This window comes from Micromonospora sp. WMMA1949 (assembly GCF_027460145.1).
GTDB lineage: Bacteria > Actinomycetota > Actinomycetes > Mycobacteriales > Micromonosporaceae > Micromonospora.
The window spans coordinates 3,573,409-3,594,407 of the sequence record NZ_JAPZBG010000001.1 but is presented as its reverse complement, the minus strand read 5'-3'; the positions used below and the strand labels follow the sequence as shown (position 1 = coordinate 3,594,407).

Here is a 20,999-nt window from a genome sequence, read left to right as displayed (position 1 = left end):
TCACGATCCGCCAGCCGGTCGGCGCCCGGCCCGCCTCAGCAGCGCGTCGGCTGTCCCCCGGCGCGCAGCGTCTCGAGTGCCTTCAATGCCTCACCCAGCGTGGCGACCTTCAGCAGCGGCAGGCCCGGCTGCGGGTTGCGGACCGCCTCGGCGCAGTTGTCGGCCGGCACCAGGAACGCCTTCGCGCCCGCGTCCTTGGCGCCGACCAGCTTCTGCGCGATGCCGCCGATCGGGCCGACGCGACCCTCGTCGTCGATGGTGCCGGTACCGGCGATGATCTTGCCGCCGGTCAGGTCGGCCGGCTCCAGCTTGTCGATGATGCCGAGCGAGAACATCAGCCCGGCGCTCGGCCCGCCGATGTCACCCAGGTCGATCTTCAGGGTGAACGGGTGCGGCTGCTGCTGGTCGATCTCCACCCCGATGCGCGGCCGGCCGTCCTGCTCGCGGCTGGTCACCGTGGCCGTACCAGGGGTCTCACCACGGGTGTAGCCGATCGTCAGCGCGGTGCCCGCCGGCTTCGCGCGGATCAGCTCGGTGAGCTTGGCGGCGCTCGTCACCTGGACCCCGTCCACCGAGGTGAGCACGTCGTCGGGCCGTAGCACGCCAGCCGACGGGCCACCCGCCGTGACCGCCTTGACCAGGACCTTGATCGGGTAGCCCAGCTCACGCAGCGCCGCCGTCTCGGCGCTGGTCTGCGAGTTCTGGAAGTCCTCCGCGTTGCGCTTCTCGACCTCCTCCTGCGACTCCCCCGGCGGGTAGACCAGCTCCCGCGGCACCACCGCCTCGTCCGAGGAGAACCACCCGGCCAGCGCCGAACGCAGCCGCACTGTCGGCTGCACACCGACTGTGGTGAGACGGAGCTGACCGGCGGAGGTGGACGTCGCGCGGCCGGTCACCTGGATGACCTCCTTGCCGTCCTCACTGCCCAGCGTGTTCACCGTCGGACCGGGGCCGAGCACCACGTACGGCAGCGGCACGCTCAGCACGCCGACGCTGAGCAGGGCGGTGAGCAGGGCACCGAGAAGGACGGTCACGCCGCGACGTCTCATGGGCCAGAGCGTACCGATCCGTACCCGGCCGCCCGGCGCGGTGACCCGAGGACTTCGCCCTCAGCGCAACGCCGAGTGGCACGACCTGCGGCGGCGCGCGCGTACCGTAGAGGTCGTGCCTGATATTCCGTTCGGTTTCGCGCTCCCGGGTGGTCAACCACCGGACCCCAACGATCCCGCGGCGATGCAGCAGTTCATGTCGCAGTTGCAGCACCTGCTCTCGGCGCCGGGCAGCGGGCCGGTCAACTGGGACCTGGCCCGGCAGGTAGCCGCCAGCCAGCTCGCCGCCGCCGGCGACCCGGCGGTGTCGCCGTTCGAACGCAACGCGGTCGAGGAGGCGCTGCGCATCGCCGACCTCTGGCTGGAGCCGGCGACCTCGTGGCCCTCCGGCATCCGCACCTCGGTCGCCTGGAACCGCAACGAGTGGATCTTCAAGACGCTCGACGTGTGGCGCAAGCTCTGCGACCCGGTGGCCAGCCGGATGGTCGGCGCGATGGGCGACCTGGTGCCGCCGGAGGCGCGCGCCCAGCTCGGCCCGATGCAGTCGATGGTCGCCACGCTGGGCGGCGCCCTCTTCGGCGGCCAGCTCGGCCAGGCGCTCGGCTCGCTCGCCGCCGAGGTGCTCTCCGCCGGTGACATCGGCCTGCCGCTCGGCCCCGCCGGCACCGCCGCGCTCGTCCCCGCCAACATCAAGGCGTACGGCGAGGGCCTGGAGCTGCCCGAGGACGAGGTACGCCTCTACGTGGCCCTGCGCGAGGCCGCCCATCAGCGGTTGTTCCAGCACGTGCCGTGGCTGCGCGGGCACGTGCTGACGGCGGTGGAGAACTACGCCGCGGGCATCCGGGTCAACCGGGAGGCGATCGAGGAGGCGATGGGCCGGGTCGACCCGACCGACCCGGAGTCGATGCAGGCGATCGCGCTGGAGGGCATCTTCACGCCCGAGGACACGCCCGCGCAGAAGGCGTCGCTGGCCCGGCTGGAGACCGTCCTCGCCCTGGTCGAGGGCTGGGTCTGCCACGTCGTCGACAGCGCCGCCGGTGACCGCCTCCCCAACGTGGTACGCCTCGGCGAGGCGTTCCGCCGCCGCCGCGCCGCGGGTGGCCCGGCCGAGCAGACGTTCGCCGCGCTGGTCGGCCTCGAGCTGCGGCCCCGCCGGCTGCGCGAGGCGACGGTGCTGTGGGAGGCGCTGACCGAGCACCGCGGCATCGCCGGCCGGGACGCGGTCTGGGGCCACCCCGACCTGCTGCCCTCCGACGACGACTTCGCCGCGCCGGAGGCGTTCGCCGCGACGAGCACCGATCTCGACGACGAGCTGGCGAACTTCGACTTCTCCGCCCCCGGCGCCCCCGAGGAGAAGTCCCCCGGCGAGGACGACGACAAGCACTGACGCGTACGCGACGGGGCCCGCACGGTTCACCGTGCGGGCCCCGTCCACGTCCCGCCCCGCCCCGTCCCGCCCCGTCGATCTTGGAGTTGCGGCGCCCAGGATGCCCTGAATGCGGCGTCTGTCAGGCGCCACAACTCCAAGATCGCAGAGGTTTCGGGGCGGCGCGGGCGGGAGTTCCTCGTTCGGTTTGTTGCTGCGTCGACCGCCGCCCATCGGGCGAGATTTAGCGTTCCGCGAGGTGGGATCGGTGGAGATCTTGGTAGGGAAGGGCCCCAATGGGGGCCGTTTGGTACCAAGATCTCTCGGAGCCGGGAGCCGGGAGCCTCACTCACAGATCGACGAAATCGGCGGGGTGGAGCGGTGTGGGCGCGGGCGGGGCGGCGGCGGGTCAGACGGGGCGGCCGGACAACAGGGCTCGGGTGGCCTCCCAGCCCTCGACGGCGGGATCGAGCGAGGCCAGGTCGGCCGGGCCGCGCATGCGGTGCCAGCCGGCGGTGACCGCCACGTCCCCGGGGCTCGGTGCCGCCCGCCGCACCTCGGCCGGCGCTGTCGTGTTCAGGTCCAGCGCCGGCAGCCACGCCGGTACGGGCAGCCGCGCCGCCACCCCCAGCAGCCCGGTGCCGCTCCCCTCGACCGGGGCCACCGCCACCGGCCGGGTGGTGAGCGGGCGCAGCAGCTTGCCGAGCGTCAGCCCGGGCACGTCCGGCGCGTCGGCCACCACCACCGCCACCTGGTCGTAGCGGGCCGCCCGGTCACCGGTGACCGCCGCCGCGCCCGGAGTGGCCGCGGGCTCCTGTCCGGACGACTCCCCGGCCAGCGCCGCGAACACCGCGTTCGGCGTCGGCTCGGGCACCTCGTACACCTGGGTGCCGGGCCAGACCACCGCGTCGGCCAGCCATCGGTCCCGGGCGGTGACCGCGACGGCGGTCTCCACCTCGTTCAGCGTGGCGAGCAGGTCGACCACGTCCTCGGCGAGCGCGGTCCGCCAGCGCGCCGAATCGATACCGGGCGGCGACCAGGTCACCGGGCCGAGCAGCGCCACCACCACACGTCGCGACATTCGCCGACCTTAACCCCCACCCCGCCCCGGGTCCGCGCACGATCATGAGGTTGGCGGTGACGAAGCGGACGGAACGCCGGGTCAACTTCATGATCGACCGCGACGGGCGGGCCGACGGGCGGGCGGTGGTCAGGGGATCGCGGCGGTGGCGGCGACGCCCTCCAGATAGCCGCGGGCACGTTCCGACCTCGGGTAGCGGGCGACCAGCGCCCAGAACTCGGCGTTGTGGCTGGGCACGATGAGATGCGCCAGCTCGTGCAGCAGCACGTAGTCGATCACCCAGTCGGGCATGTCCTGGACCCGGTGTGAGATCCGGATGGTGCGGTCGGCGGGCGTGCAGGAGCCCCAGCGGCCGTTCTGGTTGGTCACCCAGCGGACGCTCGCCGGCGCGGCGGCCGACCCGTGCTCGGTCAGGTAGAGGTCGATCAGGCGGGTGGCGCGCGCGAGCAGTTCGGCGTCCGAGCGGGCCAGCCGCCCCTCGCGGGCGGCGAGCCGGGCGAGCATCCGGTCGACCCACTCGCTCTCCTCGGCCCGGGAGAACTGGTCGGGGATCAGCACGACGACGCGCTCACCGTCCCGGTACGCGGACACCGTGCGCCGCCGACGCTGGCTGCGCCGCACCTCGACGACGGGCTTCCGCGTCACGGCCATTACCGGTCCGCGCAGCCTCGGTTGACTGTCACGATGGAAAGCTAATGCGTACTGACCAGGACTCCGCAAGAGTCAACACGACGACACGCGCCCGGAAAGTGGCGGTTGATTGTCAGGAGTCCGGAAAAAATTCTTTGCGACGGTAGCTGACCATCACCTGACCGGCCCTGTTCACGTTAAGTGATCTACGACGAGCAACAGTCGGCGGGGCGGCGCGAAGCGGATCTGGGTGCATTCATCCGGCGTGTCCGCGCGAAACTGACTTATACGACGTTACTCGGCAGGCACACTCTCGACGTCGACTTGCTCACAGAGTCGGCGCACAGCTGACATGGAACCGCCCGTACCTGGGTAGGGTCCGCCAACCACGGTCAGGTGACTGACCGCGGAGAACCCCCCGGCGCCGGTGCCACGCGTGGGCCGCCGCAGGGATACCCGCCGGGACACCTCCGGCGGACGAGACGAGGAGGCTACCGTGGCCGACCAGGCCCAGACCTACAACGGTTACTGCGTGAAGTGCAAGGAGAAGCGGGACTTCGAGGGGCACGTGGAGGTCTCGAAGACCGGCATGAACATGGCAAAGGGCAAGTGCCCGGTGTGCGGCACAACAGTGAACCGCATCCTGGGCAAGGCCAAGGTCTGACCCGTACGACAGACACGGGGGAGGGCGGCCGTCGGCCGCCCTCCCCCGTCGTATAGCCGACAGAGTTACCCGTCGGTTGTGGAAAACCGGCGAGAACCTGTGGACAACGCTGGCCACGGCGCGCCGCACCTGTGGACAACGAGCGACGGAGCGCGCGGATACGGTCACGATCAGTGGCGTGACCGACCCGACACCGCTCGTCCGTCCCGTGCTCCTGCCCGGCCTGACCCGTCTCTGGCGCGACCGGCACACGCTCCAGCTCGGCGAGGCACCCGGCCGCGCGGTGCTGCTGGAGATGTCCTCGCCGGGGACGGCCCGCCTGCTCGACCTGCTCGACGGCACCCGCAGCGAGCGCGCCGTGCTGGCCGAGGCGCGTGCCGCCCGGGTCCCGCCCGACGAGGCACGCGCCCTCTACGACACGCTCCGGAACGCCGGGCTGGTGGTGCCGGCGCAGGCACTGCTCCCCCGCGACCTCGCCGGTGCGACCCGGGCCCGGCTGGCCGCCGAGGCCGCCGCGCTGGCGCTCGCCTCACCCGACCTGCCCGGCACACCCGCCCGGCTGCTGCGCCGCCGCCGTGACGCCCGGGTGCTGGTCACCGGCACCGGACGACTCGGCGCGGCGGTCGCCGTCGCGCTGGCCCAGGCGGGCGTCGGGCACGTCGTACCCGATCTGGCCGGCCCGGTCGGTGCCGGTGACCTGGTCGGGACCGGCCTGACCGCCGCGGAGCTGGGCCGGCCCCTGGCCCCGGCGGTACGCGCGGTGCTGGCGCGGTGTGCACCCGGCACGGTCACCGTCCCGTTGCGGGCGGCCCGGCCGGATCTGGTGGTGCAGCTCGGCGTCGACCGTCCGGCCGAACTGCTCGCCACCGGGTACGCCCGCCGACGCCGGCCCCACCTGCTGCTCGACCTGCGGGGCGGCGTACCGGTGGTCGGTCCGCTGGTCCGCCCGCCCGTCGGCCCCTGCCTGCGCTGCCTCGACCTGCACCGCGGCGACCGGGATCCGGACTGGCCCGCGCTCGCCGCCCAGCTCGCCGCCGACCGGGACGAGCGGGCCTGCGCCGCCGCCACCCGGCTCGCCGCGACGGCCTTCGCGACGGCCGAGGTGCTGGCCCACCTCGACGGCGCCCAGCCGGAGACGCTCGGCGGCGCGGTGGAGATCCGCGGGCCGGGCCGTATCCGTCACCGACGGTGGCCGCCGCACCCCTCCTGCGGTTGCTGCGGGCGTCGCCCGATCCGGTCGGCCCCGGCCGCTACCCGCCGCACGGCAGCAGCGGAGGCCCCGCGTCGGTAACAATGGCCGGGTGACCGACATCCCGCGCCGGGCCGTGTCCCGCACCGCCAAACTCGCCGCTCTGCCGCTCGGGTTCGCCGGTCGAACCGTTCTCGGCATGGGCAAGAGGGTGACCGGCCTCGCGTCCGACGTCATCTCCGCCGAGATCCAGCAGCGCACCGCCGAGCAGCTGTTCAGCGTGCTCGGGCAGCTCAAGGGCGGGGCGATGAAGTTCGGCCAGGCCCTGTCGGTGTTCGAGGCGGCGTTGCCCGAGGAGGTGGCCGCGCCCTACCGGCAGGCGCTCACGAAGCTCCAGGAGGCCGCGCCGCCGCTGCCGGCGGCGACGGTGCACAAGGTGCTCGCCGAGCAGCTCGGCCCGGACTGGCGCGACCGGTTCGTCGAATTCGACGACACCCCGGCCGCCGCGGCAAGCATCGGCCAGGTGCACCGGGCGGTCTGGCGCGATCCGGGGTACGAAGCGGCGGGCGGCCCCCGGCACCGGGACGTGGCCGTGAAGATCCAGTACCCGGGTGCCGGTGACGCGCTGCTCGCCGACCTCAAGCAGCTCTCCCGGCTCGGTGGCATGTTCCGGGCCATCCAGCCGGGGCTGGACGTGAAGCCGCTCCTGGCCGAGCTGCGTGAGCGCATCACCGAGGAGCTGGACTACGAACTGGAGGCGGAGTCGCAGCGGGCGTTCGCCGCCGCGTACGCCGACGACCCGGACATCTTCATCCCGGAGGTGCTCGACGCCGCGCCGCGGGTGCTGATCACCGAGTGGGTGGAGGGCATCCCGCTGTCCCAGATCATCCGGGAGGGCACCGAGGAGCAGCGCGACGAGGCCGGCCGGCTGATGGCCGAGCTGCACCTGTCCGCGCCGGAGCGGGCCGGGCTGCTGCACGCCGACCCGCACCCGGGCAACTTCCGGCTGCTCCCGGACGGCCGGCTCGGCGTGATCGACTTCGGGGCGGTGGCCCGGATGCCACAGGGCACGCCCGAGCCGATCGGCCGGATCGCGGCGCTGGCGCTGCGCGGGGACGCCGACGCGGTGGTGGAGGGGCTGCGCGCCGAGGGCTTCGTCAGCCGCACGGAGTCGATCGACGCCCCGGCGGTGCTCGACTTCCTCCGGCCGATGCTGGAACCGATCGCGGCGGACGAGTTCCGCTTCACCCGGGCCTGGCTGCGCGGCGAGGCGACCCGGCTGGCCAGCCCTCGCTCCCCCGCCTACCAGCTCAGCCGGCAGCTCAACCTGCCCCCGTCGTACCTGATGATCCACCGGGTGACGCTGGGGTCGATCGGGGTGCTCTGCCAGTTGGAGGCGAAGGCGTCCTACCGGTCGATCCTGGAACGCTGGCTGCCCGGCTTCGCGCCGGTGGCCTGAGCGCAAGCCGGCCACGAGCGGCCCGGCGAGCGAGTGAGCACAGCGAGAGGGGCGGTGACCGACAGGTCACCGCCCCTCTCTTGCTCGATCGTTCTACAGGACGCCCAGGTCGCGAGCCGACTGGCTGCGACTCCGCATGGCGACGGTACGGGCGGAACGGGTTGCCTCAGTGCTCGTGGTGGTGCGACCGGCCTGAGGCCGGCGCATTCGGGCCCTGGACAACGCTTCGTGGAGTAGTTGCATCTCGAATCCGTTCGGCAGGTTCAGCATCAGAATTTCTCTCTCAGGTCGGCCGGTGGAGGGACACCGGCATCGGTTCGGGCTCGGAACGTAGGTGTGTCAGGCTGCCAGCCGGACGGAGTTCCGCGACTCGGACAGCCCGCTGGCCGCCAGTCGCGCCTCCGCCTCGACCCGGAGCTGCGCGTCACGGGCGAGGTCCTCCTTGCGCGGACGGCCACGGGGCCGCTTGCGCGGGACGACCGCGCCACGCTCGAAGATCTCGCCGCCCCAGACGCCCCAGGGCTCGGCTCGCTCGACCGCACCGGCGAGGCACTCGACGCGCAGCGGGCAGTCCCCGCAGAGCGACTTGGCCAGCTCCAGCTCGGCGGGCGAGTCGGAGAACCACAGGTCGGGGTCGAACTTCCGGCAGGGCAGGTTCGCCTCCACCTCGACGCTCACGTCGAGTGGGGCCAACGCCAGACTCATCCTCCGGTCACCTCTCTCTCACTTCGATCTCGTGGATCGCATTCCGACGTACTTCGGCGGGGCAAAAACTGAGGCCGCGGATCCCGGTAGCGGGTTCCGCGGCCTCGAGGTGAGCCGGTGTCTGATGGATCAGACCGGTCTACCTCGAGGTGGAACGCCGCGGACATCCGTGCGCTTCTTGGCGCCATCGATGCCCTTGCCCGCGAAGCCACTGGTCCCCTCGACTCCGGCGATCGGCGCAACGGTCAGGTTCAGCTCGGCCTGAACCTGGACCTGGTGCACCTGCGGAGCCGACGGTCGAGCAGCGAGGGCCACCCGGACGGCCGACAGCGGAGCGACGGCAGACGGCATCGCCGCGAGACGCTCGTAGTTGAAGATCTTCACTGGTGCCACCTCCCTACTCTCCTCGTGCCGACCGTGGACTCATCCCTCTTGAGCAGCCAGAACGGCGCCGCTCGCGAGGTGTGTCATGAGGCTATTCCTCGCCCTCGGGCGAGGGCAAACGATTTACGGCTAGTTTTCAGAAGTTTTCTGTGGGCAGACGTCGTCCACGGTGGCACCGGCCACCAGGGCGAGCACCGTATCCCCGTAAAGACCGACTTTTCGGGGCCCGATCCCGGCGATCGCCACCAGTTCCTCGGTGCGGCCGGGCTTCCGTTCGGCCAGCGCGGTGAGCGTGGCGTCGGTGAAGACCACGTACGCCGGTACCTTCTGCGCGCCCGCGACCCGCTGCCGCCACTCGCGCAGCCGCTCGTACAGCTCCTCGTCGATGTCCGACGGGCAGGTCGGGCAGCGGCCCAGTTTGCGGTCCGCGCCGGCGAGCAGCGTGGCGCCGCAGATCCGGCAGGAGACCACCTGCGGCCGCCGCCGCTCGGCCCGCCGCGCCGGGCCGGTGCCGCCGGCCCGCTCACCACCGCCGGACCGGTCGAGCTGCGGCAGGAACCGCGACGGCCGCCGGGCCCGGCCACCCGGCGAGCGTGCCGTGGCGTACGACAGCCAGAGCCACTCCCGGGCCCGGGTGATCCCGACGTAGAGCAGTCGCCGTTCCTCCTCGACCTGCTCCATGGTCTTCGCGTACGTGGTCGGCAGCGTGCCCTCGGCCAGCCCGACCAGGAACACGGCGTCCCACTCCAGCCCTTTCGCCGAGTGCAGCGACGCGAGCGTGACGCCCTCGACCGTGGGCACGTGCTGCTGGGCGGCCCGCCGGGCGAGTTCCTCGGTGAACCCGGTCAGGCCGGGCTCCTCCTCGGCCTGCGCCGCGTACTCCTCGGCGAGCTGGACCAGCGCGGCGAGCGCTTCCCACCGCTCGCGCGCGGCGCCGCCGGGCGGGGGCGCGTCGGGCGCCCAGCCGACGGCGGTGAGCGCCTCGACCACGGCGGCCTGCAGCGGGGTCCCGGCGTCGGCCGACCGGGTGGCGGCGCGCAGCGCGATCATCGCCTGGCGCACCTCGGGCCGTTCGAAGAACCGCTCCGCGCCCTGGAGCACGTACGGCACCCCGGCCTCGGAGAGCGCCTTCTCGTACGCCTCGGACTGCGCGTTGGTGCGGAACAGCACCGCGATCTCCCGCGCCGGCGTGCCGCCCGCCACGAGTGCCCGGCAGCGCGCCGCGACCGCGTTCGCCTCGGCCGGCTCGTCGGTGAAGATCCGCAGGTCCGGCTCCGGGCCGGGCCGGCGCTGGCCGTGCAACTCCAGCCGCAGCCGCGCCTCGGTGCCCCGCGCCTGCGAGATCACCGCGTTTGCCAGGCCGACGACCTGCGGGGTGGAGCGGTAGTCGCGGACCAGCCGGACCACTGTCGCGCCGCGGTGCAGCCGGGGGAAGTCGACCAGGTACGACGAGGTGGCACCGGTGAACGAGTAGATCGTCTGGCTGGCGTCGCCGACCACTGTGAGGTCGTCACGGCCGCCCAGCCACGCCTCCAGCAGCCGCTGCTGGAGCGGGTTGACGTCCTGGTACTCGTCGACCACGAAGTGCCGGTACTGGTTGCGCACCTGCTCGGCGACGTCCGGGTGCTCCTCGATGCCCCAGACGGCGGCGCGCAGCATGTCCTCGAAGTCGATCACCCCGTTGCCGCGCTTGAGCCGCTCGTACGCGTCGAACACGTCCGCCACCCGGGCCGGCTCGTACGGCGTCTCGCGCAGCGCCTTGGCCGCGGCGACCACGTACTCCCCGGGCTCGACCAGCGACGACTTGGCCCACTCGATCTCGGCGGACAGGTCCCGCGCGGCGGCCCGGTCGGCGCGCAGGCCGACCTTGGCGGCGGCCAGCGTGACCACCCGCACCTTGCTGTCCAGCAGCTCCGGCATGGCCCGCCCGGCCAGCAGCCGGGGCGCGAAGTAGCGGACCTGGCGCAGCGCCGCGGCGTGGAACGTACGCGCCTGCACACCCTGCACCCCCAGCGTGCCGAGCCGGCTGCGCATCTCGGCGGCGGCGCGGGCGGTGAACGTGACCGCCAGCACATGCCGGCCGGCGATGTCGCCGGTCAACGCCCGGTACGCGATCCGCGAGGTCACCGCCCGGGTCTTGCCGGTGCCGGCGCCGGCCAGGATGCAGACCGGGCCGGCCGGGGCGGTCACCGCGGACCGCTGCTCCGGATCCAGCCCGGCCAGCACCCGTTCCGCCGCTGAGTGAACGCCCACAGCAGGGAATCATCCCAGCATCGTGTGACGTTGCAGCGGTTAGCCTGGCCTGATCGGACCGGGCGCGAGTCACCCCTTGGAGGATCGGACCATGCTGACGATGTATTCCACCCCGTGGTGCGGCTACTGCCACCGGCTGAAGTCGCAGCTCGACCGGGAAGGCATCGCGTACGAGGTGGTCGACATCGAGCAGGACCCGACGGCCGCGGACTTCGTGATGAGCGTCAACGGCGGCAACCAGACCGTCCCGACGCTGCGCTTCGCCGACGGCAGCGCCCTGACCAACCCCTCGATCACCCAGGTCAAGCAGCACCTCGCGGCGCTGCCCGGCTGATCTCCCGCGACGCCACGAGCGGCCGTCCCCGATCCGGGTACGGCCGCTCGTCGTCGTTCAGGACCCGCCGCGGCTGAACACCCCGTCGTCGGCCGGTTTCCGGGGCGCCGGGATCCGGACCGTCGCCGCGACCGGCGTGGTCAGCCCGCGGCCCCGCCACAGGTAGAGGCCGGCCGCCGTGGTGACGGCCCCCACCAGGGCGAACAGCAGCCGGTAGTCGAACACGCCGACGAGCAGCGCGCCGGTGCCGATGGAGAGCGCCTGCGGCCCGCTGACCAGCGCCTCGGACGCGGCGGTGACCCGGCCCAGCAGCCGCGGCGGCGTCCGCCGCTGGATCAGCGTGTTCAACCCCACCATGGTCAGCGGCAGCGACAGGCCGGCCAGCAGCAGCGCCACCACCCCGAGCCACAACCGGGGGTACGCCAGCGCCAGCGCGGCCGGTCCGAAGAACGTCACGCCCGCGGCGAGCGCGCCGACCTCGCCGAACCGGCGGACCACGGCGGCCGACAACAGGCCGCCGACCAGCCCGCCGACGCCCTGCACCATGACCAGCACGCCGACGAACGCGGCGTCGCGGTGCAGGCCCAGATCGACGTACGCGAAGATCAGCGATTCGGTGAAGCCCATCACCAGCGAACCGAGTCCGTACCCGAGCAGCGCCCGGCGCAGCGCCGGCTCCCTGGTCAGGTGGCGCAGCCCCGCGCCCAGTTCGGACGGCCCGCGACGACCCGGGCGCGACGGTGTGCGCTCCTCCACGCGCAGTCGCACGACCACCGCCGCCGCGGTCAGGAAACCGGTCATGGCCAGCAGCACCAGCAGCCAGCCGCCCACGGCGGCGTAGACGCCCGCCCCGGCCAGCGGCCCGATCAGCCGCAGGCCCTGCCGGACGGTCTGGAGCAGCCCGTTCGCGTCGGCCAGCAGCTCGGCCGGAACCAGATGCCGGATCAGTCCGTTGAGTACGGCGGTGAGGGTGATGTACGACAGCCCATAGAACGCGGCGACCACGTAGATCACCCAGACGTCGGACCGGTCCCGGACGGTGAGCAGCGGGCCGAGCAGCACCGCCGCGACCAGGTTGGCGGCGATGAAGAAGGGTCGCCTGCGGTAGCGGTCGACCACCCAGCCGACGAGTGGGGCGAGCACCATCGGCGCGATGACCGCGAAGATCGTCGCCCCGGCCATGCTGTCCGAACCGGTCAGATCCTTGACCCAGACGGCCAGGGCGAGCAGCAGGACCGACTCCGCCGCCATGCTCGCGACGAGCGCGGCGAACAGGAGACGGAAGTCGGGGCGGCGCAGGACGGTGCGCATCGGTTCCCTCCGGCGGGGGTGCGCCACCAGGGCGCGTCGGGGGCGGGCGCTGGCGAAAGTCACCCTCCACGGTCCTCTTTTTGTCTCGTGACACGCCCGTACCGGAACCTCCGACGCCGGTCGCGCCGTCCATACTGACCGTGGGGGGCGAATTTCATACAGTTACCGTCGCGTCAAGCGGCGGTCGACGGGAAAGAGGACGCCGTGCCTCCTGCCGTACCAGGCCCGATTCTGCGCCGTCGTCGACTCGGCACCGAGCTGCGTCGGCTCCGCGAACAGGCCGGTCTGACCGGTGACCAGGTCATCGAGCGGATCGGCTGGGCCTCCGCATCCAAGTTGTCCCGCCTGGAGAACGGCCGCAGCCGTCCCGACCCGGACGACGTGGACGTGTTGCTGACGCTCTACGGCGCCGACGAGGAGCAGCGCGCGGAGCTGACCGGGATCACCCACGAGGCCGGCGACATGCGCGGCTGGCTGCGCAACTTCCCCGTGATGACCCAGCAGCAGCGCGCCTTCGCCGAGCTGGAGGCGGGCTGCGCGGAGATCTCCGAGTACAACCCGGTGCTGGTGCCGGGGCTGTTGCAGACGCCGGGGTACGCGCGGCACCGGATCATGTCCGCCGCGCAGGTCGCGGCCGAGGCCGGCGACCCGGACGGCGAGGATCCGGAGACCGAGGTACGCGCGCGGCAGGCCCGGCAGTCCCTGCTGACCCGCTCCCCGGACGTGCCCCGCTACACGGCGGTGCTGGAGGAGGCGGCGCTCGGCCGCCGGGCCGGGCCGCCGGAGGTGTTGCACGAGCAGCTCGTCCACCTGTGCGAGATGGCGCTGCTGCCGAACGTGACGCTGCGTCTGCTGCTGCGGGACACCCGGGTCGGTGACTGGTACCTTCCGCCGACCGCGTTCTCGGTCTATCGGTTCGCCGATCCCCTCGATCCGGAGACACTCGCCATCGAAGGTGGGTTCACCGACGTCATGTCGACCGAGGCAAACACCCTAAATCGCTATAAAGTGGTGTTCGAGTGGCTATGCTCGTCGGCACTCTCCGCATCGGACACCCTCTCCTGGTTGATCGAGGCGACGGGACGGCTGACCGGCACGGCAGTCGAGTCCACGGTGGCGTACGGGCCGGCAACGGCGCCGGCCCAGCGTCGCCGGGACTCGGGGCGCCTCACCACGGAACGGTGATCCGGCACGGACACCGCCCGCGCTCCGGCGTCGCTCGGTCCCATCGGAGCACCTCACCAGGAGCAAGCACCATGAACGAGATCCGCACCAGCACGACCACACTCTCGGGACGGCTCGCCGGCGCCGCCTGGCGCAAGAGCACCCGCAGCCAGACCTCCAACTGCGTGGAGGTCGCGCCGCTCGGCTCCGGGCCGGCCACCGTGGCGCTGCGGGACAGCAAGGACCCGAGCGGCCCGGTCCTGCTGTTCGACCGGGCCGGCTGGCTCGGCTTCCTCGCCGGCACGAAGAGCGGCCAGTTCGATCTGGACTGATCCGGCGAATCACGGGGGCCGTCGGCGCGAGCCGGCGGCCCCTCGCGCATGTCCATCCCCGACAACGGTGCTGACCTGGGATCCCCCGATCGGTCGAGCTGGCGCGTTCCCCTTGCCGGGCGTAAACATCGGCGTAACATGACGCGGGAGTGACGTGGAAGTTCCAGCGTGTAACCGCCGATTGTCCGGGGGACACCATGCGGTTCCTGATCGTCCGCACCGAGATCCGTTCCGTCGCCGACGCCGACATCGCCGCCGCCTGGGCGGGCGGGGGCCGGCTGCGTGACGAGACGAGCACGCCGGAGCCCCGCCGCCAGGTCGTCCACGCCGAGGACCGGGACGCCGCACTCCTTCTCGCCCGCGCACTGTCCGCCGTCGGTGCGGTACGCGCGGGCCGGCACCGGGTCAAGGTGCTGCCGATCGAGGAAGCCGCCCCCGGGCACCCGTACCGCTGGGACGGTGGATGACCGGACGCTGACGTCCGTCGTGGCCGGACCGGCCTCCCCCGCCGCTTTCCCGCCTCACCCGGCCGTGACGGCACGTGTTCCCGGCCCGCGATCGTCGCGGCAACGACGGTCCGGGTCGGGGCCGCGTCCACCCGTGGGCGGCGGCCGGTCAGCTGGTCAGCAGTGACCGTCGAGCCAGCGGTGCACCAGGAACAACGCGATCGACGACGGCGGCGGCAGGATCAGCCGGTCTCCCCCGCCCACCGGCACCGGCTCGTCCGCGAGCGCCGCCCCGATCTCCCGGCGGGTGAACCAGCGCGCGTGCGCGATCTCGGCCAGGTCGACCCGGATCGGCGCGTCCGCGTCGGCGCGGGCCAGGAAGCCGAGCATCAGCGAGCCGGGGAACGGCCAGGACTGGCTGCCCACGTACGCGATCTCCTCGACCGGGACGCCGACCTCCTCGCGGACCTCGCGCAGCACGGCGGCCTCGGCCGACTCGCCGGGCTCGACGTATCCGGCCAGGCAGGAGTAGCGGCGCAGGCCCGGCGTGCGCGGCCAGGCCGCGTTGTTACCGAGCAGGCAGCGGCCGTCCGGCCCGTCCACCCCGTCGTGCACCAGCACGATCATGGCCGGATCGGTACGCGGCCAGACCCGGCCGCCGTCCGGGTCGATCCGCGACCAGCCGGCCTCGTCGGCGCTCGTCGGCTTGCCCGTCGTCGACGAGTAGCCGTGCCGCAGGTGCCAGTTGAGCAGCGCCAGCGCGGTGGTGAACAGGCCCGCGTCCCGGTCGGTCATCAGGTGGCCGACCTCGCGCAGGTGGGCCGGGCGGGTGTCCGGCAGCGCCGGCAGCGGCCCGTCCACCGCGAAGACGGGTACGCCGTCCGGCTCGACGCCGAGGAACATCGGCACCGACCGGGGCACCTCGGCCAGCTCACCGGGGCCGACCAGGACCAGCTCCGGCGGGGTCGCCGAGCCGCGGACCAGCGCCCGCCCCTCGGCCGCGGAGTCGAGCACCAGCACCCGCGCCCGCTCCCACGCCTCGGTCAGCCAGCCCGGATCGGTACGCCGGTGCGCGGCCCGGTCGAGCGTCGAGCGGGCCAGCGGCGGGGCGGACTCGCCGCTCATGCCGATTCCGTACGCACCGGTGTCAGCGTGGCCAGCGAGTCGGCCACCCGCTCGGCGTCGCCGAGCACGACGGTGACCGCGCGGGCCGGGGCCAGGTAGCGGGCGGCCACCTCGGTCACGTCGTCCACGGTCGCGGCGGCCAGCCGGGCGGCGTGCTCGGCGAGGAAGTCAAGCCGCAGCCCGTTGCCGGCGTACGCGCTGGTCAGCGACGCGAGACCGGCCTGGGTGGACATGCCGAGCTGGAGCGTGCCGAGCGCGTACTGGCGGGCCTGCTCCAGCTCGTCGGCCTTCGGCGGCACCGTCGCCAGGCGGCCCAGCTCGTAGGTCGTCTCCACCAGCGCCGCCGCTGTCACCTCGGTGGCCACCTCGGCGCCGGCGACGAGCAGCGAACCGGCCACCGAGTGCTCCACGAGCGAGTGCGGCCCGTACGTGTAGCCCTTGTCCTCGCGGATGTTCTCCACCCAGCGGGACGAGAAGTAGCCGCCGAAGATCAGGTTGGCGAGCTGCAACGCGGCGTGGTCCGGGTGCGTACGCGGCACCGCCGGCAGCGCGAGACGCAGCGACGACTGCACCGAGCCCGGCCGGTCGACGAGCAGCAGCGGCCCGGGCTCCAGCGGCGGCGCGGGCGGCAGCTCGGCGACGTGGCCGTCACCGCGCCACCCGGCGAGTGCCTTCTCGGCCGCGTCCAGCGCCCGCTCCGGCGCCACGTCACCGACGAGCACCAGCACCGCGCCGGCCGGGTGTACCCGCTCGGCGTGCAGCCGGCGCAACGCGGCCGGGCGGACCGCCCGGACCTGGTCCGGGTCGGGCGTCTGCACCGCGTACGGGTGCCGGCCGTACACCCGCTTGAGCAGCGCGGTGCGGGCCAGGTGCGACGGCTGGCTCTGCGCGACCTGGATGCGGTCGACCAGCCGGTCCCGTTCGGTCTCCACCCAGTCGGCGGGGTAGGTGGCGCCGGTGAGCACCTCGGCGAGCAGCTCCAGCATCCGGTCCAGCCCGGTGACCAGGCCCGCGCCGGAGAGCATCAGCCGATCCGGGTCGAGGCCGGCGGTCAGCCCGCCGCCGACCTTCTGCAGCTCGGCCGCCAGCTCGGTGGCGCTGTGCGCCTCGGTGCCGGAGAGCATGGTCTGCGCCAGCATCGCGCCGCGGGCCAGGTGGGTACGCCCGAACGGCATCCACAGTCGCAGCTCGACGAGCGGCACGGAGGAACGGCGTACCGCGATCACGGTGAGTCCGTTGGCGAGCGTGCGCTCGGCCTGCTTGGGCACCTTGAGGCGGCGGTTGGGGCCGAGTGCCGGCAGCGGCCGGACGGTGGCGGCGGCGGTCGTACTCGTGCTCATCGGGCTCCTCCGGCGACGACCTCGACGGATGCGCGGCGCTCGGGCCGCAGGGTGGCGGCGGCCGCGCGGACCTGCTCCTCGGTCACCTCGCCGACCAGCCGGGGCAGGTCGTTGAGCAGGCCGGGCTCGCCGCGTTGCTGTTCCAGCACCGCCATCCGCAACGCGCGGCCGAGCACCGCGTCCGTGTCGCGCAGCAGGTGGGTGGCCATCCGGGCCTGGGTACGCGCCAGCTCCCCCTCGGTCAGCCCGTCGGTCGCCAGCCGGTCCAGTTCCTCGTCGATCGTGCGCAGCACCTTGTCCACGTCGCCGCCGGGCGGCAGGTGCGCCTGGAGCAGCAGCGCGGTGGGGTCGCGGACGTCGAACGGGTCGCCCATGAAACCGAGGTACCCGCCGAGGCTGGTGACCGACCGGTCGCGTTGCACCAGCCGCTCGACCAGCCGGGAGGCGTCGCCGTCGGTGAGCACCTCGGCCAGCACCACGTACGGCAGGTAGCCGGCGAAGTCGCTGACCGGGTCGGGCACCCGCCACGCGCCGGCCACCGCCGGGAGCGGGGCCAGCGCGTCGGTGTACGTGCTGCGCCGCTCGGCGGTCAGGTCGGGCTCGGCGAAGTCGGGCCGCTGCGGCGCGGGCCGGGCCGGCACGTCCCCGAAGTGCCGCTCGATGAGCGTGGTCGCCTCGGCCACGTCGATGTCGCCGCTGACCGCGAGCACGGCGTTGCCGCTGGCGTAGTAGCGGCGGAAGAAGTCGGCGGCGTCTGCCACGGTGGCCGACTCCAGGTCGACGAAGGAGCCGTAGCCGTCGTGCGCGTTGGGGAAGGTGTCGAACATCACCGGGGGCAGCGTCAGCCAGGGGAACCCGCCGTACGGCCGGTTCAGCACGTTGACCCGGATCTCCTCCTTGACCACGTCGACCTGGTTGCGCAGGTTCTCCTCGGTCAGCCGCGGGCCGCGCATCCGGTCGGCCTCGAGGAACAGCGCCCGTTCCAGCGCGTTCGCGGGCAGCGTCTCGAAGTAGTCGGTGTAGTCCAGGTGGGTGGAGCCGTTGAACGTCCCGCCGGCGCCCTGGACGTGTCGGAAGTGGGCCAGCTTCTCGAGGTTCTCCGAGCCCTGGAACATCAGGTGCTCGAAGAGGTGGGCGAACCCGGTACGCCCTTCCGGCTCGGAGCGGATGCCGACGTCGTAGACCACCGCGACCCCGATGACCGGGGCGCTGCGGTCCGGCGTGAGCACCACACGCAGGCCGTTGTCGAGGGTGAACCGTTCGACCGGGTACTTCGTCGCTGGGATCTTCGCTCTCCGCGTCGGCACGAGATCGACACTAGCGCCTCGGTACCCGCTCTACCGCCGGTGTGCCCTGGCCGAACGGTGGACGTTGCGGGACGGGTCTTGACGCCGAGGGCCGCTTGCCCCAGTCTTCCTACCAACTAAATAGGAATACTGCGGATTGGACATTCGATGAGAGGGCTTCCCCTGCGCCGCCTGGTCACCCTGGCGACCCTGGCCGCGGTCGGCGCGGCCACGCTCGGCACCACCGCCGCCTGCGGCGAGGACAGCGACGCCGGCGCCGCGTCCGGCCCGGTCACGCTGCGCCTGGGCTACTTCCCCAACATCACGCACGCCCCGGCCGTGGTCGGCGTGGAGAAGGGGATCTTCAAGGAGAAGCTCGGCAGCCACGTCGAGCTGGACACCAAGACGTTCAACGCCGGCCCGGCCGCCATCGAGGCCGTCTTCTCCGGCGCGCTCGACGCCACGTACATCGGCCCGAACCCGACGGTGAACGCCTTCTCGAAGTCCAAGGGCGAGGCGGTCCGGGTCATCTCCGGCGCCGCGTCCGGCGGCGTCGCGCTCGTGGTCAAGCCCGGCATCACCTCGGTGGAGCAGCTGCGCGGCAAGAAGATCGCCACCCCGCAGCTCGGCAACACCCAGGACGTGGCGCTGCGCTTCTGGCTCAAGGAGAAGGGCCTGGAGACCACCAAGGAGGGCGGCGGCGACGTCAAGATCGTGCCGCAGGAGAACGCGCAGACGATCGAGACGTTCGGCAGCGGCGCCATCGACGGCGCGTGGGTGCCCGAGCCGTTCGTCTCCCGGCTGGTCAACGCCGGTGGCAAGGTGCTCGTCGACGAGCGTGACCTGTGGCCGGACAAGAAGTTCGTCATCACCAACCTGCTGGTCAGCACCAAGTTCCTCAAGGCGCACCCGGACGTGGTGAAGAAGCTGGTCGAGGGCCAGGTCGCGGCGAACGAGTTCGTCAACACCAAGCCGGACGAGGCGCAGCAGGCCATCTCCGACCACATCGGCAAGATCACCGGCAAGCCGCTGGACCTCAAGCTGATCAAGCAGGCCTGGCCGACGCTGGAGTTCACCAACGACCCGATCCCGGCCTCGCTGAAGACCGGCCTGGACCACGCCGTCGCGGTCGGGCTGACCCAGCCGGTCGACCTGAACGGCCTCTACGACCTCAAGTACCTGAACGAGGTGCTCAAGGCGCAGGGCAAGGCCGAGGTCAGCCAGCCGTGACGTCGACGACCACGACCCCGCGCAGCGCGACCGGCTCGGTCGCGCTGCGCGGCGTGACGAAGGTGTACGGCCAGGGCGAGCAGGCGGTCCTGGCCCTGGACGGGCTGTCGCTGGACGTCGCGCCGGGCGAGTTCGTCTGCATGGTCGGCGCGTCCGGCTGCGGCAAGAGCACGCTGCTCAACCTGGTCGCCGGGCTGGACCGGGCCAGCGGCGGCACGATCGAGCTGGGCGAGGGCGTCAACCCGGGACTCATGTTCCAGGAGCCTGCGCTGTTCCCGTGGCTCACCGTCGAGGGCAACGTCGAGGTGCCGCTGAAGCTGCGCGGACTCCCCCGCGACCAGCGCAAGGAGCGGGTGGCCGAGCTGCTGCGCACTGTCCACCTGTCCGAGTTCGGCCGCAAGCGGCCGCACCAGCTCTCCGGCGGCATGCGGCAGCGGGTCGCGCTGGCCCGCACGCTCGCGCTGGAGACGCCGGTGCTGCTGATGGACGAGCCGTTCGGCGCGCTGGACGCGATGACCCGCGACATCCTGCACGACGAGCTGGAGCGGATCTGGACCGAGCGCAAGCTCACCGTCCTGTTCGTCACGCACAACGTGCGGGAGGCGGCCCGGCTCGCCGACCGCATCGTGCTGCTCTCCAGCCGGCCCGGCCGGATCATCTACTCCACCGAGGTCGCCGTGCCGCGCCCCCGGCGGATCGACTCGCCGGAGGTCTCGGCCATCGCCGCCGAGGTCACCGACCGGCTGCGCAAGGAGGTGGGCCGGCATGGCCAGTGACACCCTGTCCGGGTCGGCGCGTACCGACGCGGAGATCTCCGGACTCGACGCGCTGGAGATCGCCGGCCGGGAGAAGGGCCCGTCCCGGGTCCGTCGCCTGTGGTCGGCCACCTGGCCCAAGTTCGCCGCGCTCGCGCTCGCCGTCGCGATCTGGCAGGCGGTGGTCTGGTCCGGGTGGAAGGAGCCGTGGGCGCTGCCCGGCCCGGCAGTGGTCTTCGGCGACCTCGGGGAGTACGCGCTCAGCTCGGCGCTCTGGGAGGGCCTGGCCACCACCGCCCGGCGGGCGGCCGTCGGCTTCGCCGCCGCGGTCGCGGTCGGCCTGCTGCTCGGCCTGGCGGTGGCCCGGGTCAAGGTGCTCCGGGCCGCGCTCGGCTCGATGATCACCGCGTTGCAGACCATGCCGTCGATCGCCTGGTTCCCGCTGGCCATCCTGCTGTTCCAGCTCAGCGAGCAGGCGATCTTCTTCGTGGTGGTGCTCGGCGCCGCGCCGTCGGTCGCCAACGGTGTCATCCACGGCGTGGACTACGTGCCGCCGCTGCTGGTCCGCGCCGGCCGCAACCTCGGCGCGCGCGGGCTCAACCTCTACCGGTACGTGATCGCGCCGGCCGCGCTACCCGCCATCGTGGCCGGACTCAAGCAGGGCTGGGCGTTCGCCTGGCGCAGCCTGATGGCCGGTGAGCTGCTGGTGGTCATCGCCACCCGCACCTCGATCGGCGCTCAACTCACGTACGCACGCGAGCTGAGCGAGGCGCCCCGCCTGATGGCCATCATGATCGTCATCCTGGTGGTGGGCCTGCTCGTGGACACCGCGTTCGGGGCCGCCGACAAGGCGATCCGTCGCCGCTGGGGCGTGCTGGACCAGGCCGGCAACTGAC

21 protein-coding genes are annotated in these 20,999 nt (G+C 72.8%); 11 read left to right on the top strand and 10 right to left on the bottom strand.

Features of this window, described 5'->3' with window-relative positions:
- Positions 1-35 precede the first annotated feature (35 nt).
- Positions 36-1,049, bottom strand: a complete 1,014-nt coding sequence (locus O7607_RS17045; RefSeq protein ID WP_269704178.1) for a YlbL family protein — start codon at positions 1,047-1,049, stop codon at positions 36-38.
- A gap of 115 nt (positions 1,050-1,164) precedes the next feature.
- On the opposite strand from O7607_RS17045, the gene O7607_RS17040 reads away from it, so the two are divergent.
- Entirely contained in the window at positions 1,165-2,436 is a 1,272-nt protein-coding gene (locus tag O7607_RS17040; protein ID WP_269704177.1) for a zinc-dependent metalloprotease, read from the top strand.
- Positions 2,437-2,824: 388 nt separating this feature from the next.
- Here the strand turns inward: O7607_RS17040 and O7607_RS17035 are convergent, their stop codons facing one another.
- Both O7607_RS17035 and O7607_RS17030 read right to left on the bottom strand, forming a co-directional pair.
- Positions 2,825-3,496, bottom strand: a complete 672-nt coding sequence (locus O7607_RS17035) for a hypothetical protein (RefSeq protein WP_269704176.1) — start codon at positions 3,494-3,496, stop codon at positions 2,825-2,827.
- 129 nt (positions 3,497-3,625) lie between these two features.
- Positions 3,626-4,147, bottom strand: coding sequence for a M48 metallopeptidase family protein (locus O7607_RS17030; protein ID WP_269704175.1), 522 nt, complete (start codon positions 4,145-4,147; stop codon positions 3,626-3,628).
- 475 nt (positions 4,148-4,622) lie between these two features.
- Between O7607_RS17030 and O7607_RS17025 the strand changes: the two genes are divergently transcribed.
- From O7607_RS17025 to O7607_RS17015, 3 genes are all read left to right on the top strand, one after another.
- Positions 4,623-4,790, top strand: coding sequence for a DUF5679 domain-containing protein (locus O7607_RS17025; RefSeq protein WP_007464795.1), 168 nt, complete (start codon positions 4,623-4,625; stop codon positions 4,788-4,790).
- Between the two features lie 178 nt (positions 4,791-4,968).
- Positions 4,969-6,081: a TOMM precursor leader peptide-binding protein gene (locus O7607_RS17020; protein WP_269704174.1), complete on the top strand. Its 1,113-nt coding sequence runs from the start codon at positions 4,969-4,971 to the stop codon at positions 6,079-6,081.
- A gap of 10 nt (positions 6,082-6,091) precedes the next feature.
- Complete coding sequence (locus O7607_RS17015) at positions 6,092-7,438, top strand: ABC1 kinase family protein (protein WP_120573255.1); 1,347 nt, start codon at positions 6,092-6,094, stop codon at positions 7,436-7,438.
- 339 nt (positions 7,439-7,777) lie between these two features.
- Here O7607_RS17015 and O7607_RS17010 read toward each other — a convergent pair whose 3' ends face one another.
- The 3 genes from O7607_RS17010 to O7607_RS17000 form a co-directional block, all read right to left on the bottom strand.
- Positions 7,778-8,143, bottom strand: coding sequence for a WhiB family transcriptional regulator (locus O7607_RS17010; protein ID WP_091422217.1), 366 nt, complete (start codon positions 8,141-8,143; stop codon positions 7,778-7,780).
- A gap of 129 nt (positions 8,144-8,272) precedes the next feature.
- A complete protein-coding gene (locus O7607_RS17005; RefSeq protein ID WP_082931090.1) occupies positions 8,273-8,527 on the bottom strand; it encodes a hypothetical protein in 255 nt (84 codons plus the stop codon).
- Between the two features lie 129 nt (positions 8,528-8,656).
- Positions 8,657-10,780 (bottom strand): ATP-dependent DNA helicase UvrD2, encoded by a 2,124-nt coding sequence (locus O7607_RS17000; RefSeq protein WP_269704173.1) that lies wholly within the window; start codon positions 10,778-10,780, stop codon positions 8,657-8,659.
- A gap of 91 nt (positions 10,781-10,871) precedes the next feature.
- Between O7607_RS17000 and O7607_RS16995 the strand changes: the two genes are divergently transcribed.
- Positions 10,872-11,114 carry a mycoredoxin gene (locus O7607_RS16995; RefSeq protein ID WP_018784736.1) on the top strand — a complete coding sequence of 81 codons (243 nt, stop codon included), beginning with the start codon at positions 10,872-10,874 and terminating at the stop codon, positions 11,112-11,114.
- A gap of 57 nt (positions 11,115-11,171) precedes the next feature.
- Here the strand turns inward: O7607_RS16995 and O7607_RS16990 are convergent, their stop codons facing one another.
- Positions 11,172-12,425 carry an MFS transporter gene (locus O7607_RS16990; protein ID WP_269704172.1) on the bottom strand — a complete coding sequence of 418 codons (1,254 nt, stop codon included), beginning with the start codon at positions 12,423-12,425 and terminating at the stop codon, positions 11,172-11,174.
- Positions 12,426-12,629: 204 nt separating this feature from the next.
- On the opposite strand from O7607_RS16990, the gene O7607_RS16985 reads away from it, so the two are divergent.
- The 3 genes from O7607_RS16985 to O7607_RS16975 all read left to right on the top strand — a co-directional run bounded on the left by O7607_RS16985 (position 12,630) and on the right by O7607_RS16975 (position 14,388).
- On the top strand, positions 12,630-13,610 hold the full coding sequence (locus tag O7607_RS16985; RefSeq protein ID WP_269704171.1) for a helix-turn-helix domain-containing protein: 981 nt from the start codon (positions 12,630-12,632) through the stop codon (positions 13,608-13,610).
- A 71-nt stretch (positions 13,611-13,681) separates the two neighbouring features.
- Positions 13,682-13,921, top strand: coding sequence for a DUF397 domain-containing protein (locus tag O7607_RS16980; RefSeq protein ID WP_269704170.1), 240 nt, complete (start codon positions 13,682-13,684; stop codon positions 13,919-13,921).
- A gap of 197 nt (positions 13,922-14,118) precedes the next feature.
- Complete coding sequence (locus O7607_RS16975; RefSeq protein ID WP_269704169.1) at positions 14,119-14,388, top strand: hypothetical protein; 270 nt, start codon at positions 14,119-14,121, stop codon at positions 14,386-14,388.
- 156 nt (positions 14,389-14,544) lie between these two features.
- Here the strand turns inward: O7607_RS16975 and nudC are convergent, their stop codons facing one another.
- From nudC to O7607_RS16960, 3 genes are read right to left on the bottom strand one after another with little or no spacing between them, the layout of a single operon-like run.
- The gene (gene nudC / locus O7607_RS16970) at positions 14,545-15,492 is read right to left on the bottom strand and encodes an NAD(+) diphosphatase (RefSeq protein ID WP_269704168.1); all 948 of its coding nucleotides are present in this window, start codon (positions 15,490-15,492) and stop codon (positions 14,545-14,547) included.
- The gene (locus O7607_RS16965) at positions 15,489-16,832 is read right to left on the bottom strand and encodes a M16 family metallopeptidase (RefSeq protein ID WP_269704167.1); all 1,344 of its coding nucleotides are present in this window, start codon (positions 16,830-16,832) and stop codon (positions 15,489-15,491) included. Before O7607_RS16965 ends, nudC begins: the two co-directional genes overlap by 4 nt.
- Positions 16,829-18,139, bottom strand: a complete 1,311-nt coding sequence (locus tag O7607_RS16960) for a M16 family metallopeptidase (RefSeq protein WP_269704166.1) — start codon at positions 18,137-18,139, stop codon at positions 16,829-16,831. The genes O7607_RS16965 and O7607_RS16960 overlap by 4 nt, the downstream gene beginning before the upstream one ends.
- Before the next feature lie 147 nt (positions 18,140-18,286).
- Here O7607_RS16960 and O7607_RS16955 point away from each other — a divergent pair, with 147 nt between their 5' ends.
- Genes O7607_RS16955 through O7607_RS16945 form a run of 3 tightly spaced genes read left to right on the top strand, consistent with a single transcriptional unit; the run spans position 18,287 to position 20,998 of the window.
- Positions 18,287-19,348 carry an ABC transporter substrate-binding protein gene (locus O7607_RS16955; RefSeq protein ID WP_269704165.1) on the top strand — a complete coding sequence of 354 codons (1,062 nt, stop codon included), beginning with the start codon at positions 18,287-18,289 and terminating at the stop codon, positions 19,346-19,348.
- A complete protein-coding gene (locus O7607_RS16950) occupies positions 19,345-20,124 on the top strand; it encodes an ABC transporter ATP-binding protein (RefSeq protein WP_174533937.1) in 780 nt (259 codons plus the stop codon). The genes O7607_RS16955 and O7607_RS16950 overlap by 4 nt, the downstream gene beginning before the upstream one ends.
- Positions 20,114-20,998, top strand: coding sequence for an ABC transporter permease (locus O7607_RS16945; protein ID WP_269704164.1), 885 nt, complete (start codon positions 20,114-20,116; stop codon positions 20,996-20,998). Before O7607_RS16950 ends, O7607_RS16945 begins: the two co-directional genes overlap by 11 nt.
- Position 20,999: the final 1 nt, after the last annotated feature.

Bases quoted from the DNA above. Each gene is read 5' to 3' on its own strand.
- O7607_RS16980 (WP_269704170.1), top strand. From the start codon at position 13,682: ATGAACGAGATCCGCACCAGCACGACCACACTCTCGGGACGGCTCGCC.
- O7607_RS16955 (WP_269704165.1), top strand. From the start codon at position 18,287: ATGAGAGGGCTTCCCCTGCGCCGCCTGGTCACCCTGGCGACCCTGGCC.
- nudC (WP_269704168.1), bottom strand. From the start codon at position 15,492: ATGAGCGGCGAGTCCGCCCCGCCGCTGGCCCGCTCGACGCTCGACCGG.
- O7607_RS16945 (WP_269704164.1), top strand. From the start codon at position 20,114: ATGGCCAGTGACACCCTGTCCGGGTCGGCGCGTACCGACGCGGAGATC.
- O7607_RS16995 (WP_018784736.1), top strand. From the start codon at position 10,872: ATGCTGACGATGTATTCCACCCCGTGGTGCGGCTACTGCCACCGGCTG.
- O7607_RS17035 (WP_269704176.1), bottom strand. From the start codon at position 3,496: ATGTCGCGACGTGTGGTGGTGGCGCTGCTCGGCCCGGTGACCTGGTCG.
- O7607_RS17045 (WP_269704178.1), bottom strand. From the start codon at position 1,049: ATGAGACGTCGCGGCGTGACCGTCCTTCTCGGTGCCCTGCTCACCGCC.
- O7607_RS17010 (WP_091422217.1), bottom strand. From the start codon at position 8,143: ATGAGTCTGGCGTTGGCCCCACTCGACGTGAGCGTCGAGGTGGAGGCG.
- O7607_RS16975 (WP_269704169.1), top strand. From the start codon at position 14,119: ATGCGGTTCCTGATCGTCCGCACCGAGATCCGTTCCGTCGCCGACGCC.
- O7607_RS17030 (WP_269704175.1), bottom strand. From the start codon at position 4,147: ATGGCCGTGACGCGGAAGCCCGTCGTCGAGGTGCGGCGCAGCCAGCGT.
- O7607_RS16965 (WP_269704167.1), bottom strand. From the start codon at position 16,832: ATGAGCACGAGTACGACCGCCGCCGCCACCGTCCGGCCGCTGCCGGCA.
- O7607_RS16990 (WP_269704172.1), bottom strand. From the start codon at position 12,425: ATGCGCACCGTCCTGCGCCGCCCCGACTTCCGTCTCCTGTTCGCCGCG.